The 15,446-nt window shown below is 66.2% G+C and carries 17 protein-coding genes and 1 tRNA gene; 4 read left to right on the top strand and 14 right to left on the bottom strand.

Annotated features, from left to right (window positions below; translation table 11 throughout):
* Complete coding sequence (locus tag AWQ71_RS05535) at positions 1-1,443, bottom strand: APC family permease (RefSeq protein ID WP_084258673.1); 1,443 nt, start codon at positions 1,441-1,443, stop codon at positions 1-3.
* Between the two features lie 267 nt (positions 1,444-1,710).
* On the opposite strand from AWQ71_RS05535, the gene AWQ71_RS05530 reads away from it, so the two are divergent.
* A complete protein-coding gene (locus AWQ71_RS05530; protein ID WP_067127769.1) occupies positions 1,711-2,355 on the top strand; it encodes a TetR/AcrR family transcriptional regulator in 645 nt (214 codons plus the stop codon).
* A gap of 97 nt (positions 2,356-2,452) precedes the next feature.
* Here AWQ71_RS05530 and AWQ71_RS41380 read toward each other — a convergent pair whose 3' ends face one another.
* Both AWQ71_RS41380 and AWQ71_RS05520 read right to left on the bottom strand, forming a co-directional pair.
* Positions 2,453-3,331, bottom strand: coding sequence for a hypothetical protein (locus AWQ71_RS41380; RefSeq protein ID WP_157570204.1), 879 nt, complete (start codon positions 3,329-3,331; stop codon positions 2,453-2,455).
* Complete coding sequence (locus AWQ71_RS05520) at positions 3,312-3,875, bottom strand: TetR/AcrR family transcriptional regulator (RefSeq protein ID WP_067127763.1); 564 nt, start codon at positions 3,873-3,875, stop codon at positions 3,312-3,314. The genes AWQ71_RS41380 and AWQ71_RS05520 overlap by 20 nt, the downstream gene beginning before the upstream one ends.
* Positions 3,876-3,963: 88 nt before the next feature.
* On the opposite strand from AWQ71_RS05520, the gene AWQ71_RS05515 reads away from it, so the two are divergent.
* A complete protein-coding gene (locus AWQ71_RS05515; RefSeq protein WP_067127761.1) occupies positions 3,964-4,392 on the top strand; it encodes a nuclear transport factor 2 family protein in 429 nt (142 codons plus the stop codon).
* A gap of 152 nt (positions 4,393-4,544) precedes the next feature.
* Here the strand turns inward: AWQ71_RS05515 and AWQ71_RS05510 are convergent, their stop codons facing one another.
* Positions 4,545-5,657, bottom strand: a complete 1,113-nt coding sequence (locus AWQ71_RS05510; protein ID WP_245658127.1) for a sugar ABC transporter substrate-binding protein — start codon at positions 5,655-5,657, stop codon at positions 4,545-4,547.
* A 252-nt stretch (positions 5,658-5,909) separates the two neighbouring features.
* Here AWQ71_RS05510 and AWQ71_RS05505 point away from each other — a divergent pair.
* Positions 5,910-5,983 (top strand) — tRNA-Ile (locus AWQ71_RS05505).
* Here AWQ71_RS05505 and AWQ71_RS05500 read toward each other — a convergent pair.
* The 7 genes from AWQ71_RS05500 to AWQ71_RS05475 form a co-directional block, all read right to left on the bottom strand.
* Positions 5,981-6,805, bottom strand: a complete 825-nt coding sequence (locus AWQ71_RS05500; RefSeq protein ID WP_174550678.1) for a hypothetical protein — start codon at positions 6,803-6,805, stop codon at positions 5,981-5,983. The genes AWQ71_RS05505 and AWQ71_RS05500 overlap by 3 nt on opposite strands.
* 90 nt (positions 6,806-6,895) lie before the next feature.
* A complete protein-coding gene (locus AWQ71_RS05495; protein ID WP_157570203.1) occupies positions 6,896-7,234 on the bottom strand; it encodes a hypothetical protein in 339 nt (112 codons plus the stop codon).
* Positions 7,231-7,641, bottom strand: a complete 411-nt coding sequence (locus AWQ71_RS05490; protein ID WP_067127751.1) for a plasmid replication, integration and excision activator — start codon at positions 7,639-7,641, stop codon at positions 7,231-7,233. Before AWQ71_RS05490 ends, AWQ71_RS05495 begins: the two co-directional genes overlap by 4 nt.
* Before the next feature lie 851 nt (positions 7,642-8,492).
* On the bottom strand, positions 8,493-8,624 hold the full coding sequence (locus tag AWQ71_RS44285) for a hypothetical protein (protein WP_281195441.1): 132 nt from the start codon (positions 8,622-8,624) through the stop codon (positions 8,493-8,495).
* A 28-nt stretch (positions 8,625-8,652) separates the two neighbouring features.
* Positions 8,653-9,147: a PH domain-containing protein gene (locus AWQ71_RS05485; RefSeq protein ID WP_169806515.1), complete on the bottom strand. Its 495-nt coding sequence runs from the start codon at positions 9,145-9,147 to the stop codon at positions 8,653-8,655.
* 111 nt (positions 9,148-9,258) lie between these two features.
* Positions 9,259-9,951 carry a GntR family transcriptional regulator gene (locus AWQ71_RS05480; RefSeq protein WP_218001682.1) on the bottom strand — a complete coding sequence of 231 codons (693 nt, stop codon included), beginning with the start codon at positions 9,949-9,951 and terminating at the stop codon, positions 9,259-9,261.
* 297 nt (positions 9,952-10,248) lie between these two features.
* On the bottom strand, positions 10,249-10,515 hold the full coding sequence (locus AWQ71_RS05475; protein WP_157570201.1) for a hypothetical protein: 267 nt from the start codon (positions 10,513-10,515) through the stop codon (positions 10,249-10,251).
* A gap of 351 nt (positions 10,516-10,866) precedes the next feature.
* Here AWQ71_RS05475 and AWQ71_RS05470 point away from each other — a divergent pair, with 351 nt between their 5' ends.
* On the top strand, positions 10,867-12,159 hold the full coding sequence (locus AWQ71_RS05470) for an NsdA family TPR-like regulatory protein (RefSeq protein WP_067127739.1): 1,293 nt from the start codon (positions 10,867-10,869) through the stop codon (positions 12,157-12,159).
* Here the strand turns inward: AWQ71_RS05470 and AWQ71_RS41375 are convergent.
* The 3 genes from AWQ71_RS41375 to AWQ71_RS05455 form a co-directional block, all read right to left on the bottom strand.
* The gene (locus tag AWQ71_RS41375; protein WP_157570200.1) at positions 12,127-12,474 is read right to left on the bottom strand and encodes a hypothetical protein; all 348 of its coding nucleotides are present in this window, start codon (positions 12,472-12,474) and stop codon (positions 12,127-12,129) included. The genes AWQ71_RS05470 and AWQ71_RS41375 overlap by 33 nt on opposite strands.
* Positions 12,475-13,431: 957 nt before the next feature.
* Positions 13,432-13,740 (bottom strand): hypothetical protein, encoded by a 309-nt coding sequence (locus tag AWQ71_RS05465; protein WP_067127736.1) that lies wholly within the window; start codon positions 13,738-13,740, stop codon positions 13,432-13,434.
* 732 nt (positions 13,741-14,472) lie between these two features.
* Entirely contained in the window at positions 14,473-15,282 is an 810-nt protein-coding gene (locus AWQ71_RS05455) for an IS3 family transposase (RefSeq protein WP_084258596.1), read from the bottom strand.
* Positions 15,283-15,446 lie beyond the last annotated feature (164 nt).

Raw genomic sequence — 15,446 nt, 5'->3', positions numbered from 1 at the left:
CTAGTTCTGCGAGATGTGTGTGGTCTGCTGCGCGCTGCTCGACGACTCGGTCGACCCCTTCCCCTCGTCATAGAGGACCGGGTCGAGGGTGAGCATGTGGGTGTGCACGCGCGGACGCAGGTAGAAGACGTAGTACAGCACCGCGATGAGGACCAGCCCTCCGGCGACCGCGAGGTCGCTCGGCTCCTGCTGGGTGAGCACGCCGATGGACATGACGATCGCGACGACCGGCGCGATCGGCCACAGGGGCATGCGGTAGGGCCGGTCCTGGTTCGGCTGACGCACGCGGCCGACGATCGCCGACAGCGCCACGAGGATGAACTCGATGGCGAGGACCGCGCCCACCCATGTCGTCAGGGTCTCGACGTCGGTCACGAGAATGATCAGCGCACCGGCGACCCCCACGGCGATGGTGGCGACCACCGGAGTGCCATACTTGGGGTGCACCTTGGCCAGTGATCGGCTCACCGGTCGCGGCCACGCCATGTCCCGCCCGGAGCTGTAGAGAATCCGCGCGAAGAACGGCATCAGGGCGATGACCGCGTTCAGAACGGCGACGGCGATACCGAGGCTGATGATCGTGTTGAAGGTGTCGCCGCCGATCGCCGTCAGGAAGTACTGCCACGGGTTGGCGCTCGCGACGAGGTCGGGGACCGAGGGCGCGCCGAGGAGCGCCGCGGCCACGGGAAGCACCTCGCACGCGATGGCCACGCCGAGCGCGATGAAGACCGCACGCGCGACGTTCTTCCGCTCCCCAACCGTCTCTTCCGAGTAGAGCAGTGCTCCCTGGAACCCGTTGTAGGCGAAACTCGCTACCGCGATACCGGCGATCAGCGCTCCGAAGGTCAGCGGCCGCGTGCCCCCGTCTCCGATCACCTCGGGACTGAAGAGCACCGACACGCTGCGGTTCGCCTTGACGAACCCGAGGACTGACACGAGCACGACGGCCAGAAGCTCGATGACGAGGAGCGCCGCCACCGCGAGCGCGTTCAGCCGCACCCCGAATATCGCGATCACCATTCCGCTGAGAAGGATGATCGCACCGAGGACGTTGGCGTCGATGTCGATGACGACCCGCAGATATTCGGCCATGCCGAGCGCGACGACAGCGGGGATGAGTACCGCCTGCACCGGTCCGCTCAGGACCAGGGAGACGAACCCGGCTCCCCGGCCGAGGATCCGGGAAACAAAGGTGTAGTCACCGCCGGCGATCGGGTAGGCGCTGCCGAGCTCGGCCCAGCAGAAGGCGAGCGAGATCCCGAGGATGGCGGCGATGACGAAGGTCAGCGGGGCGCCGGTGCCGTTCAGGCCGAACAGGACCGGCGCGATGATGAAGGCCCCGGTCGCCGGGGTGACTGCGGAAACGACAAGAGAGACGTTCTCCCACAGTTTGAGGTCTCTCTTGAGTTCCTGGGTGTACCGCTCTGGTGCGGACGCGCTCATGCGCATCGACCTCTTTCCTGGCGGCCGCAACGTCGCGGGCCGTATTAAGTCACTGCGGGTCAGCAGGACGCGAGCCTCGCATGCCCCAATATCGATGTCAACGGTGTTGACATCAACAGCGTTGACACCTATGTTCACCGGAACTGAGTGCCGCTCCGGCTCGGCACGACCGCACGAGAGGGAGATGGGATGCTGTGCTGCATGAGTCAAGATGCAGCCCCTTCACCCCCGGCCGAGACGCGTCGTGGAACTCGCCTGGACCGCGCGATGATTCTTCGCGCGGCTCAGCGGGTCTGCGATGAGGAGGGTCTGGCCGCGCTGACGCTACGGCGCCTCGGCCGCGAGCTGGGTGTGGACGCGACCGCGATGTACCGCCACTTCGCGTCGAAGGCCGACCTGCTCTCCGCGCTCATCGACGACCTGTTCCTTCGCGAGGTCCGCGCGCCGGAGCCCGGACGCGCCTGGCGCGACAACCTGCGGGACATCATCGTCGACTGGTGGAAGCTCTATCGGCGTCACGAAGGGCTGTCCCAGGCGATGGCCGGACAGCCTGACGACGAGCCGCAACTGTTCCACATCACGGAGTGGACCGTCCGTGAACTCATCCGTGCCGGCATCCCCCAGGACCAGCTCGGCCTGTTCTATCAGACCATCTACAACTTCACCGTCGGGAACGGGCTCGTCGCGGCCTTCTCCCCGTGGTTGACGGTGCCGGAGCTACGGGACGAGCAGCGGCGCGTGTACGCCGCGCTCGACCCCGTCCGATTCCCCAGCGCGACCACGGCCGCGCCGTCCATCTATCCGGAGACCGAGGAAGTCTTCCTCTTCTCCGTGGAACTCATCCTCGACGCTGTCGCGGCGAAGGGGGCAGCGCAGGACGCGAGGGCCGGAAGGATCACATCCGCCGGCTGACCCGTGGCCCGCGGGAGACCGGACCGGCGCGAACGCACGGCCCGACGCCGCCGGACACCGCCGGTCGACGACCGCGGAGAGCCGCGCCGCAAGGGCGTCAGATCTCGGGAAGGCCGGAGGCGGCGCGATCGGCGTCGATCAGGCCGGTGATCAGGCCGGTGATCAGGGTGCCGGTGGCGGCGGCGAGGTCCCGCAGTGTGGCGTCGGGGATCGCCGGCTCGCTCTCGAATGCGCGCTGGACGGTCCGCGCGAGCAGGTCCGCCCGCTGTTCCGGGCCGTCGCCCTCGATCAGAACGAGAACGGGGTGGACGTCGCCTTCGAGCGCGCCGAACCCCGTCGCTTCGACCTGGTGATCGGAGCCGACGGGCTCCACTCGGCGGCCCTCTACAACACCCCCGGCCGACTGGTCACCGTCCACCCCTCGCGCGGCCACGCCGTCGCCGCCTTCATGTTCCGCAGCCCGGCACTGACCGGCTTCGACCATCGCGACATCGAGCAGCACAAACGGCTGGTGACCGCCGCCTTCGCCGACGATTCCTGGCGAGTGCCCGAGCTCCTGGAACGCGTACGGGCCGCCGACGACATCTACTTCGACTCCGTCAGCCAGGTCCGCCTGCCCCAGTGGTCGAGCGGACGCATCGCGGTGCTCGGTGACGCCGCTTCCTGCCTGTCGCTGTTCGGTGACGGCTCCACTCTCGCCATAGCGGGCGCCTTCACCCTCGCCGAGGAACTGGCGGCCGCCCGCACCGACCCCGAAACAGCGTTCCGCCGGTACGAGAGCCGGCATCGCACCCTTGTGGAACCCAAGCTGCGGGGCTTCGGCTCGGCCACCGCCCTGCTCATACCCGCGACCCGGCGCGGAATCGCGGTCCGGAACCTGGCCACTCACCTGTTTCCCATGATGGCCGATGCGCGCCCCGGCAGGACGCCACGGCGGCCGTCGGGTGGCACAGCGGTCACCGGGGGGCGAGCCCATCGAAGACGATCTCGAGTGCCCGGGCGCGGGCCCGCTCGTCGAGGCGGATGTGGGCGACGGCCCGTGAGACGCCGACGAGGAGCGCGTGGACCTCGTCGAGGCCGGCGTCCGTACGGACCGCGCCGGCGTCCTGGGCACGCCGGAGCAGGACGCCGACGGCCTCGCGCAGGTCCCGCGGGCCCTGGGCAGCATTGCCGCCGACGTCACCGCCGGCGTCGGTGAACGCCTCGATGATGGCGAGCTTGCCCGCGGCATCGGCCACGATCTGGCCGAAGAAGCCGAAGAACGCCGGGCCGGGATCATCCGATTCGGCGAGGCTTCGCGCCCGCTCGCACAGGCGGTCGAAGTGCCTCACCAGAACCGCCTCCAGCAGGATCTGCTTGGTGGGGAAGTGGCGAAAGACAGTGGCGATGCCGACCCCGGCGAGGCGCGCGACCTCCTCGGTGGAGGCCGCCGAGCCGCCCCGGCCGAAGACCTCCTCGGCGACCTCCAGGATCCGGGCCCGGTTTCCGCGGGCATCGGCGCGCGTCGGTTGCGTTGCCATCCGAAGTCTCCACTCCGTATATTCGAAGTCATCACTCCGTATATGCGGAGTCTCCACTTCGGATATTACCGTGCCATCAGGAGGCATCATGGCGCTCACTCCTCGCGAGGTATTCCTCAAACTCGTGTGGGGCGTCTCGGAGGGGCGCTGGGACGAGCTGCCCGATCTGTACGCGGAGCAGACCTACGTCGAACATCCATTCGCGCCGTCCGGCGACAAACCGCTGCGCACCCGCGAGGAACTGCGCGAGCACTTTTCGGCCGGCAAACGCCTGCCGCCGCTTCGCCAGGAGCCGGCCAACATCACCGTGCACGAGACCGCCGATCCCGAGGTGATCGTCGCCGAATTCGAGTACCGAGGGACAACCGAGGGGGGCGAACCCTACCGGGTCCCCTGCGTCTTCATCCTCCGCGTGCGGGACGGGAAGATCGTCAGCTCTCGTGACTACATCGACCACATCTCCTCGGCTCGCCGCCGAGGCGGTCTCGATGAGCTCATCGAGACCCTGCGATCGTGATCGAACGGCGCCAGGCGGCTCGGAGACACCCAAGCGTGGCGGGCACACAGCTGACGCGGCTCCGCCGGTAGGCCCGCCGCCCCGCCGAGCCCAAGCCGTCCTCCTCTTCTCCGGATACCGGAAGGCTCCGGATGGGGACCGTCCACCCTCGCTCAGATCAGCCCCTCGGCACGGCAGGCCGTACGGACCGGCGGGGGTGCGCAGATCTCGGCGGCCGTCCAGTATCCGTCCTTGATCACGGTCTCCTTGATGTTGCCCCTGTCGACCACGACGGGCGCGATCATGGTCGAGGGGATCGACGCGACCGTCCCGTTGGAGAGCGCGGCCGTCCCGGACACCGTCCTGCCCACACCGAGATCGACGGCGATCCGGGCCGCGCTCCGCGCCACCGACCTGATCGGCAGGTAGACCGTCATCGTCTGCGCGCCCAGCAGGATCCTCCGTACCGCCTCCAGTTCCGCGCCCCGGCCGGTGAGCGGCGTGCCCGGTGTGACGCCCGCGTGCCGCAGGACGGTGGCGATGCCGTCCGCCATGGCGTCACTGGCCGCGTAGATGCCGATCACCCGGTCAGCGCCGAGCGCGGTGAACGCGCCGTTCACCGCCACCCCTGCCCGGTACGGACTCCAGCCGGGCGCGTCGTACTCCCTGCCGATCGTCACCTGCCCGTCCAGGACCTGGTGCGCCCCTTTCTTGAGGTCGCCCGCGTGCTGGTCGGCGGGCGAGCCGTTGACCATCACGATCTCGCCGCGCCTGGGGTCCCCGCCGATCCTGATCGCGTCCAGGAGGGAACGGCCCTGCATCCGGCCCGCCTGAATGTTGTCGAACGAGGTGTAGGCGTCCACCGGACCGCTCGCGAGCCGGTCGTACGCGACGACCCGCGCCCCCTGGTTCTTGGCGAGGGCGACCCAGGCCGCGATGCCCTTGGGCTCCACCGGGTCGAGGATCAGGACCTTCACGCCCGCCGCCAGCATCGAGGCGAGCTGCCGCTGCTGTCGCTTCGGGTCTCCGCCCGCGTTGCGGTACACCACCTCGCACTTCGGGCACAGCTCGGCGACGCGCTGGACGATGTACGGCCGATCGAACTTCTCGTAGCGCGGCGCCTTGGCGTCGGGCAGCAGCAGGCCGATCGAGAAGCCTTCGCTCAGGGAGCCGACGGCAGTGCTGGCAGGGTCCCCTCCTGATTGCCAGGTCGTAGCGCACGATTCCAGACCCATGAGAACGACCACGACCCCCGGCATGAGCCGGCGAACCAGATTTCTGCCCACGGCGAAACCCCTTCAGCCTGTTCGGCCCTGCCGTACCCGGACATCATGGACATAACGCCTGATCGCGGGCGGCGCGGAGCCGTTCTTTGCGACCGCCGTACCGGGCACCACACAGGCCATGAACAGGAACGGGAGTGATCAGGACCGGCGGGCCGTTCCGGAACGAGGCGCGCCAAGCTCCGCCTCCGGCTCGATTTCGACGTGATCGACTGATCCACTGAGGCGCTAAGTTGTGAGAGACTCCACCATTGCGGGGCGGTAGCTCAGCCGGTCAGAGCATCGGACTCATAATCCGTGGGTCGTGGGTTCAAGTCCCACCCGCCCTACTCAGCTTGATCAGTGAATATGCCCTGCCACCTGCGGTTTCTCGTCTGATCACGATTGACGTGACAGGCAGCCGAGAGCCGCCGAAAGCAGCCGGATGCCAGTGGTCGCGGAACATACGCGGAATGCTCTTGGCCCCGTTTTCCCAGGTGAACCCGGCCGTTTCCGGTGTCCCGTGGAACGATTCCGCACCCTGGTACGCCGAAGGACCCCGAGAGATCTCCCGGGGTCCTTCGTATTGATCTCGTCTCATCCGGCGAGTGCTTCCAGGATGCGGCGGTTGGCCCGAAGCCGTGGGCGAGGTGCTCGGCCCGGTCGGTCCAGTCCTTGACCGCCTGACCGTTGAGCATCTTCACGGTGACGCGGTCGGCCCAGCCGTCACAGTGCACCCGGAGCAGGTGGGGCAGGTAGTCCCGGCCGCATAAATGCCGACCGAGCCCGGAGACGATCATCACGGGTTGCCAGTGACGGCGGTAGATCCAGATGGGCCGCCAGAAGGCGAGCAGTCGCCAGCCGATGACCCGTAGGAACGAGGCCCGGTTAAGCGACGCCCAGGACAGGCCCGCCAGGATGGCGAGGCCGACGAAGACCAGGGCGAGAGGCCAGCCGTACAGGGTCCAGATCACGCCGGGCACGGCCAGGATGGTGACGGCGATCGGGTGCTGCCGCACCAGCCGGACCAATCCCGCGACGAGCCGGGACAGCCAGATCACGATCGTGACCAGCGCGGGGGTACGAACGACAGCCGGGCGGAAGACGACGGCGGTGTCAGGGGTGGTGGAGACGAGGTTACGTGCCTCATCTCCGGGGAGCTTGCGGAACATTAGGCTTGGTTTCCTCTCTCAAGCATTCGCGTGTGTGGGAGATCTGAGGGGCCGCCGGAAGTTGGCGCTTCCAGCGGCCCCGCTTGCATGTCAGGCCGCCACTTCGTCGCCGGAGCCGGAGGCGTTGGCCTGGTCGGAGTCGACCGACTGCTGGCCGCTGTGCAGGTGCTCGCAGTCGGCCAGGTAGCGCGCAGTGGCGTTGAAGAGCTGCCGCGCGATGTCGACATCGGCCGTGGTGACCGGTCCGGCCCCGCTGGTCGAGACCGTGATGTCGGCCTCCCGCGACAGGATCGACAGGTACGGCCGCCCGGAGTCCAGCACCGAGGCACCCACCCGCAGATCGGGCGTGTAGAACGAGACGGCCAGGTATGCCGGTGCGCCAGGGTCGAGCGACATCGCCACGTAGGTGTACGGGTCACGCTCCATCACGCCGCCGCCTCCTTGCCGCCGGTCTTGCCGGTACGAACGGGGCGCATCTCGCGGACCCGGATGGAGTACGCGAGACGGTTGCTGTTGCTGTTCACGTACGGCGTGACGCTGACCCCGTCGAACTCGACCGGCGTGAACGGCACCCCCGCCACAGCAGCCGGCGGAACCGGCTGGACGGCGGACAGGATCTTGACCGCCACGGTCTTCTGAGCGGGCTTGAGCGTTGGGTCGGCGTCCATCACCGCGACCTGCCAGACCGGCTCACGCGTCTGCTTGTCCCGTGCTTGGACGAATCGGCCGTTGGTCGAGGCGTCGAAGTCCTTGACCGGCTCGACCTCGCCGACGACGTAGCAGCCGTGTGGGGACACCATGTCGAACGTGACCGGGATGGGTCCTTGCAGAGCCATGTGAGATCTCCCCCTCTCGACTGGCGGGCACTTAACCTATCAACTGCTTCGAGAGTGGGTCGGCAGACTTGGTAGGCCAAGTGCCCGGGAGGGATGAGCCGGTAAAGATGAGATGCCCGTAGCTCCCGGGATAGGTCGCCGCCATCCCGCCTCGTCTCATCGATCGGCTTTTCCGACTCCACCAAGTGGACGTGCACGGAAAGCGGCAGCGGCGCGATTGATCAGCATGCTCAATCGATCAAGCCCTGGTCGAGCCCCAGGGGCGGCGGATACCGTTGTTCTGTGCCATCGACGACATGAATGATCACGATTGATCGGATATGCGTGAATCTCTGGGATCCCAGCGCCGCTTTGGCCCGAATATTAGCCGGGCCGCTCTCACTGATCGCGTCAGCAAGTGACCCTAGCGAGTCCAGACAGACGGTTATCAAGGAGTTGACTCCGAAAGAATGGTCCCAGCACGAAGCATATTGGGCGCATGCATGGCGAGCCTTTGCATGGCTCTTCGTGCTAAGCGTCGGCGGCCCGATAGCCTTCCTGATATACGTCGCGGGCGATCAGCTCGACTCTGACATCGTCAGAGGCATTGCCGCCACACTGGGCGCGTTTGCGTACATTGCGTTTCCGACCGGCCTTGTACACAGCCTCCGAGGTGGAGTGGCATGGCTGCTCTCATCGACGCGACGGAGCGGGATTCCAAAGAAATGGCCCTCGGCATGGACGCGCCCCAGTCCGCTTGATGCATACATAGGAATAATTATCGCCGCGATAGTTGCCATCGAATTCTATAACTTAATCGCATGACATCTCCGCATATAGCGATCGCCATTCTTGGCACTGTGGCGCGAGTGTCAGCCGAGTGGATAGGCGTCTTCCAGCTCGTGACGGTCGGCGGGTAGCAGCACGTTCACCACCACGAGGGGATGCCCCGATGCGTCACGCACGGCCGCATAGACGTCCAGGACCGGGGCGCCCTTCGACATGGCAAGCCGCTTCGCTCAAACGACGCCTTCACGTGACAAGCATCATGGAACCGAACAGGACGAAGAACACGGCGAATGCCATGATCAGCGGCCCGGCAGGGACGCGAACCTGCATCTGATATTCACCGACGGCGGATACGATCCTGCTGGGTTCGGCCAGCGCCCCATTGAACCGCTCCACATACTTCCGCTGGGACCGGTACCCAAGCAGCGCACCGCCAAGCGACCCACCGAACTGGATCGATCCCACTTTCCGACCGTCGGTCAGATGGATCGCCAGGCCGTCATCCAGCCGGATCGAACTGATCACATTCCACGGAACGCGATGGCGCACGAACAGATTCGTCACCGTGACACCCTTGTCCGACACTCTGATATTCGACGTCAACACCATCATGATCACGAACCATGAGAAAACGGCGCCCATCCCGGCAACCAGTACGAAATCCCATGCATTCATAAATGATTTACGGGCGATATCAGGCGCCGAGGAGGCGAAGAACGCGGCCACAACGACACCCATCACACCCAGGGGAACGACGAAAGACACTCGCCGCACGACCATCCATGACCGCGCCTCAGCCCAGTACGCGTCCGCCGACGATTTCACGATCACCCCTACCGGGTCAGTAGCTCAACCAATCGGATAGGCGTCTTCCAGCTCGTGACGGTCGGCGGGAAGCAGCACGTTCACCACGACAAAGGGATGCCCGGAAGCGTCCCGCACGGCCGCGTACACGTCCAGGACCGGCGTGTTCTTCGGCATGCCGAGCCGCTTCGCCTCGTCGGCCGAGGGTATGCGCGCGGTTATCTGCTCGACGATGTGATCGAACCGCACGCCCTTACGCGCCTGGAGATGATCCCGGATGCTGTCGGGCAGCGCGTCGGCGCTGGTCAGATCCGTCCCCTCCGACAGCTCCAGGGGCAGCCAGAACGAGACGATCTCAGACGGCTCACCATCGCGGACCACGAGGCGGCGACGCAGGAACGCCCGGCTCTTGGCCGGCAGATCAAGCAGCGCGGCAACCCGGTTCGGTACGGCCAGCGCGCCCGCTTCCAGCACCTCACCAGCGGAGCCGCTTTCGGGGTTGGTCAGGTAGGCATGGCCGGGGCGCGGCTGTTCGGCCAGGGCGAGCGCGGGACGGCCCCGCACGAAACGACCCTTGCCCTGCTGCGACTCGATCCAGCCCTGTTCCCTCAGCACCCGCAACGCGGCAACAACAGTCGGCCGGGACACGCCGAACTCTTGGATCAACTGGTTCTCACTGGGGAGCAGCGTCCCCGGCGGGTAGTCTCCCGCTTCAATACGCCGCTGAAGCGTCTGCACAAGTTGCGCATACTTCGGAGGCACGGACTCTAGAGACATCACGACCGTCCAGCAGCCGACAGGTTGTTTTACCAAGTTTGAGCCTAGCCCGGCTCCGGATTTCTGTCACCCCATACCCGGCAACACGTACCGGCCGGGAGCGGTGAACCGGGGGTGGAACGGCAGGGCCACGAACGGGGACCGGGGGGCGTGGTTGTCCGTGACCCTGCCGAAGGCGCGACGAGACCCGGGGCGATGGACACCACCGACGCCCGCCCACCCCCGGCCGGGCACTCCCGTCATCTCGCCGCGCCAGCTCTACCGGCTGACGTACTCCGCCAGCACCTTCGCCGCCCCTTCGGCGTCGTTCACCGGGTGCCGCTTCTCGGCGTACTGCCAGGAGAAGTACGCGCCGCCGTACCCGACGAACACCCACAGCGGCATCCCCCGCCCGCCGGGACGGTGGACCAGGAGCGCGGTGTTGTTGTCCCGCAACTCGGTGTGAATGCTGAGCTGGGTCAACTCGTGGCGGAGCCGGAGGAGTTTGCGCTCCTCGTCTGTGCGGTTCATGTAGGCCACTGCCATGACATCAATGGGGTTCGTGTTCCGTTCCCTTCGGCCCGGCCGCTTCCGAGGCAGTCGAGACGCACCCGCTCCCCACCCGATTCGTGATCGCCGATGAGGAGCGCCCGGCGCGCGTGGCGTTCCTTGCTGCCACGTCCCCGACACGAAGGACAGGGCCGTGCCTCGCTGTTCTCGTCTGGCCGGGTCACCGTCGCCAGCTCCTCGTTCATCCGGCGTTCCCTCTGTCTGGGAGGCCGCTTGACGTACCGTGGTTGCTTGATGGCAAGTCCACCGGCAATGCGAGCGCGACAGGACCCCCGAAGATCCCCCTGATACCCCCCTCTTAAGGCCCCCCAACGGGAGAAGCCCGAGATGCCCGACAGCATCCCGAACGTCCAACTCCGCGCCTGGCGCAACTCCCACCAGCTCACCCGCGCCGAGATGGCCGACCGGATCAACCAGACACGCGTGGGCATCGCCGAACGACTCGCCGTCGACGAGGAACGCATCAGGAGATGGGAAGCCGGAGAGGTCTCCTGGCCCCGCACCCCGTTCCGGCTCGCTCTCACCCAGGCCACCGGCTTGGAGCCGGAAGATCTCGGCTTCTCCCCGAACCGGCGCAGCGCGGGCAGCCGCCTGATCGAGGCACAGATCATGCCCGTGGACGCACTACGGGCCGAGGCCGAGCTGTACGGCACGATGGAACTCGCCCAGCAGCTCCAAGCGTCCGATGTCGGGAACGGGACGTTGGAGGCTCTGGCCGAGGCCGTCGATCTGCTCTGCCGCGCCTACCCCGTCGTCCCCGCCGCCACCTTGCGCGACCGTACGCAAAAGCGCTTGGCCCAGGTGACCCGGCTCTTATCAGGCCGGATCACACTCGACCAGCACCGCGAACTCTTGGTCATCACGGGATGGCTCACCGCGCTACTGGGCTGTGTGCATTACGACCTGGGCGAGCGCGAAGAGGCCGAGACCGCCCGACAGGCCGCGTTCGAGATGGGCCGCCAGGTCGGACACGGCGAACTCATGGGATGGGCACACGAGATGTCCGCGTGGTTCGCCCTGGTCGAAGGCCGCTACGAAGATGTGGTCACCGCCGCCCGCATGGGCCAGGCCGCCGCCGGCCAATCCAGCGCCATGGTTCAGCTCACCTTGCAAGAGGCCCGCGGATTGGCCCGCATCGGCGACCGCCGAGAAGCCGACAAGGCACTCTCACTCGGAGCCGACGCGCTCGCCAAGCTCCCCATCCCGGAGAACCCGGACCATCACTTCGTGTTCGACCACGCCAAGTGGGTCTTCTACGCCGCCACCTGTTACACCTGGCTCGGCGATGACGACCGCGCCGAAGAACACGCGCTTGAGACGATCCAGATGCACACCCGCCCAGACGGGACCTCGAACGCCCCGATGCGGGTCGCCGACGCGCACATAGACCTCGGTATCGTCCACGCCCGACGCGGCAACCTCGACGCCGCTGTCGAACAGGGCGTGGCCGCGTTCGACATCGAACGCCGATCCCTCACCGACCTCGTCAACCGCGCCGGAGACCTGGACCGCGTCCTACGCCAGAAATACCGCCGCGAAGCCATCGCCCAGGAGTTCCACGATCGCTACGTAACCGCCCGGCGCACCTTAATCACCCGGCGTGCGGAACTTCTTGACTAGCAGTTTTGCTGAAGCGCCCAATAATGCAACGAAACCGACCCCGAGGTAGGCGGAGGGAAGCAACGCCAAGGCGCCGATGGGCCATAGGCCGCTGTTGTCCGACGTAGCGGCATCGACCGTCCAGGACAACCACATCACACCTGCGATGCTAAGTGTGCCTATCTTTGGGTGACCGCGCCAACCGGCAATGGCAGCGAGGATTCCCAGAACGATTACCAGCCCAGCCACCTGCCACGGCTGATAGGGGCCGCTAAGATTACCGTCCGGCTCGACATCCTTTTCCTGGTCCCACCCCAGCCACGCAAGGTAGTTCACCAAAGACGCCACGGCCAGTATCACGCCAAGCCGAGCACCGGCCCCAATGCGATGAGCATGGGATGCTCCCTCGTTTGCCACAGTCTCCACGTTTTCGATGGATCGGTCGCCCGCAGCAAATGTACTGCCGAATTGTACTCATAGGGATCAAGGGCGGCGCTCCGCGCCGCCTCGCGGCCCGTCGCCCGCTCGGCGGCCGGGCATGCGGCCTGGGGGCCGGTCCCGGCCGCCGGCAGCTTGGGCCGCCCGCCGTACACCGTCTCGCCGTACCTAATCGCACTCGCCGACCTCGGCGACGCGTCGGCAACATGGCTAGCTGATCACAAGCTATCGAGTCGCACAGCACATGGGCCCCACCACCGGTTCGTTCAGGCATTCGTTCGACCCGTTACCCGACGACATCCTTCGAATCACGGCTGCCTTGTTTCCGCATGAGATATGCAACTCCTGCCACCAGCTTGAACAGGATCCCAAGCGAGAGAAGCACCCACATACCCGTCAGCCACGCATCCGGCATCGGACCACGAAACCCAGAAAGCCCGAACGTTGCACCGGACATGGTCCAGCCACTGAAGACGAGGAAGAACGCAGCCCCTAGCCGATACCAAACTCGCCACACATCCATGTCGCAGACTCTCTCATTCCATCCCTCCAACCAAAAGAGCGCCTCCGGCGAGGGCCTCGGCTCCGGGATGATCGCCCGAGCGTGAGCCGGAGTCCGTAGGTGGCTGAGGTGGAAGCCTGATCGTCCCGCCCGCCACGACCCAGGCAAGCCCAGCAGACCGGCTCCTACGGCTCAAGCCCGTCTATGACCGTTGGCGTCCCATGACCGAGGAACCGCGACCGGCTCACGTACACGCGAAGACGGGCTTGCCCCTCCGTCGCCGGCCCGCTGCCGCTTCGCGGTGGGTCGAGGCAGACGGGAGATCAGGCAGGGGAGACCATGCGGGACTGCGCCTACTCGCTGAGCAAGACCCAGACTGTTGATAGGCCGGAGTACGCCGCTATCTGCCGCGCTACAACGGTTACAACGTCATCGGCGATATTCGCGAGCAGATCCTCCTCAATGAACACCTGCCAGCCAACGTCCTCAGCGGAGAAGGAGATATCAACGTCTCGCACCCGAATCCGATGGTCGCCCCAGCCGTCCACAGGGGAAGCCTCCCACCCATCAGGGGTAAGGACGCGCGCAAGATCTCGCGCGTGAATGGGAATCCACTCCGGTCCGTCCTCGGGCCTGATCAGGTATGAGCGGGTCTCCTGCATGATCCATACGGTGCCACAACCGTGCCAGTCACACCGGGGAATCACGGGGAGTCGTGGGTACGGGCGGACATGCCCGAACCGCTCCTGACCAGCGCTGGAGCTGGTCAAGCGATGATGAGCCGAAATCTCCCAAACTAGCTATGACGGTTGGCGACGGTGAGGAAACCAGAGCCCGCTCTCTTTCAAGAGCCGTTTCGCAGCGTGCTGAGTAGCTTGGGACCCTCGCTGTCCGAGGGCGATCTCCCGGAGTAGGTCAGCGAAAAGCGCAATCTCGTCCGGAACCATCCATGTCAGGGTCCGTGAGAGCCAGTAGTCCGACCGCTGCATTAGGCCACACTGAACAACCATCCGCAGCGCCTCGGCGAGGTCTGGATCATCCAGGCCAAGCAATGGTCCGGCCTCGCTCTCCACCTCAACTCGCGGCTTCTCCAACAGCGGCAAGAGCCACAACCTCGATCTCTCGAATGGGACGTCCGTCCCGGCCTCGATCGACTCGACGGCCCAAGCTCCATCAACAACCGCCAGCCAGAGACGATCCGGCTTGACTGCCAGGACCCTATGCGGCGAAACACTCCCCACGTCCACCAGCTTGGCTGAACCGCCCCGGCTTCGGTGGAGACCTCAGGGGTTGATTCCAACGGGTTCGCTGGACTGGTGTTGAGCGTAGTAGAAGGCTTCGTACTCCTCCGGCGGAACATTGCCGATAGCCGAGTGCAGGCGGGTCGTGTTGAATCACTCGACCCATTCCGCGGTGGCGAGTTCCACCTCGGCCAGGCTGCGCCACGGCCCGCGAGGTTTGATCAGTTCAGTCTTGTACAGGCCGATCTGTGATTCCATCAGCGCGTTGTCCAGCGCATCGCCCACCGTGCCGATCGAGGCGTCGATACCGGCGGTCATCAGGTGGGTGGTGAAGCGGAAACAGGTGTATTGACTGCCGGCATCCGAGTGATGGATGAGGCCGGGACCGGCGGGGCGTCCGGAGCGGTCGCGCCGCCACAACGCCATGTCCAACGCATCCAGCACCAGGCCGGCGCGCTTGGACATCGAGGCTGACCAGCCGACGATCGCCCGGGAGTACACGTCCACGACGAAGGCGACGTAGACGATGCCGCACCAGGCGGGAACGTAGGTGGAGTCCGCGACCCACACGGCATTGGGCCCGGATGCGGTGAAGTCCCGTTTCACCAGGTCGGTGGCCCGCTGATGTTCAGGGTCGGAGGTGGTGGTGCGGATCTTCTTGCCGCGGCGGGCCCCTTGCAGGCCCAGGGCACGCATCCGCCGCTCGACGGTGCACCGGGCCACCTGGTGGCCCTCGCGCAGCAGTTGCCGCCAGACCTTGCGGACGCCGTAGACGCCGTAGTTGGCGGTGTGGATCCGCTGGATGTGCTCGTCCAGCTCGGCATCGCGGATCGTCCGTGCCGAGGGTGGCCGGGTCTTGGCGGCGTAGTAGGTGCTGGGAGAGATCGACAGGCCGTGCTCGCTCAGCACACGACAGATCGGCTCGACACCGAACAGCTCACGGTGTTCGTCGATGAAGGTCACGAGTGCGTGTGTGGCCGGTCGAGCTCGGCCGCGAAGAAAGCCGAGGCGGCCTTCAGGATCTCATTCGCCCGGCGCAGCTCGGCGTTCTCCCGCCGCAGCCGCTTCAGCTCCGCCGATTCATCGCTGGTTGTGCCTGGTCGGGTGCCTTCGTCGATCTGGGATTG

Origin of the sequence: Microtetraspora malaysiensis, assembly GCF_001528665.1 — a bacterium.
GTDB lineage: Bacteria > Actinomycetota > Actinomycetes > Streptosporangiales > Streptosporangiaceae > Microtetraspora_A > Microtetraspora_A malaysiensis.
The sequence above is the reverse complement of the archived record's forward strand: the minus strand, read 5'-3'. Positions and strand labels throughout refer to the sequence as shown.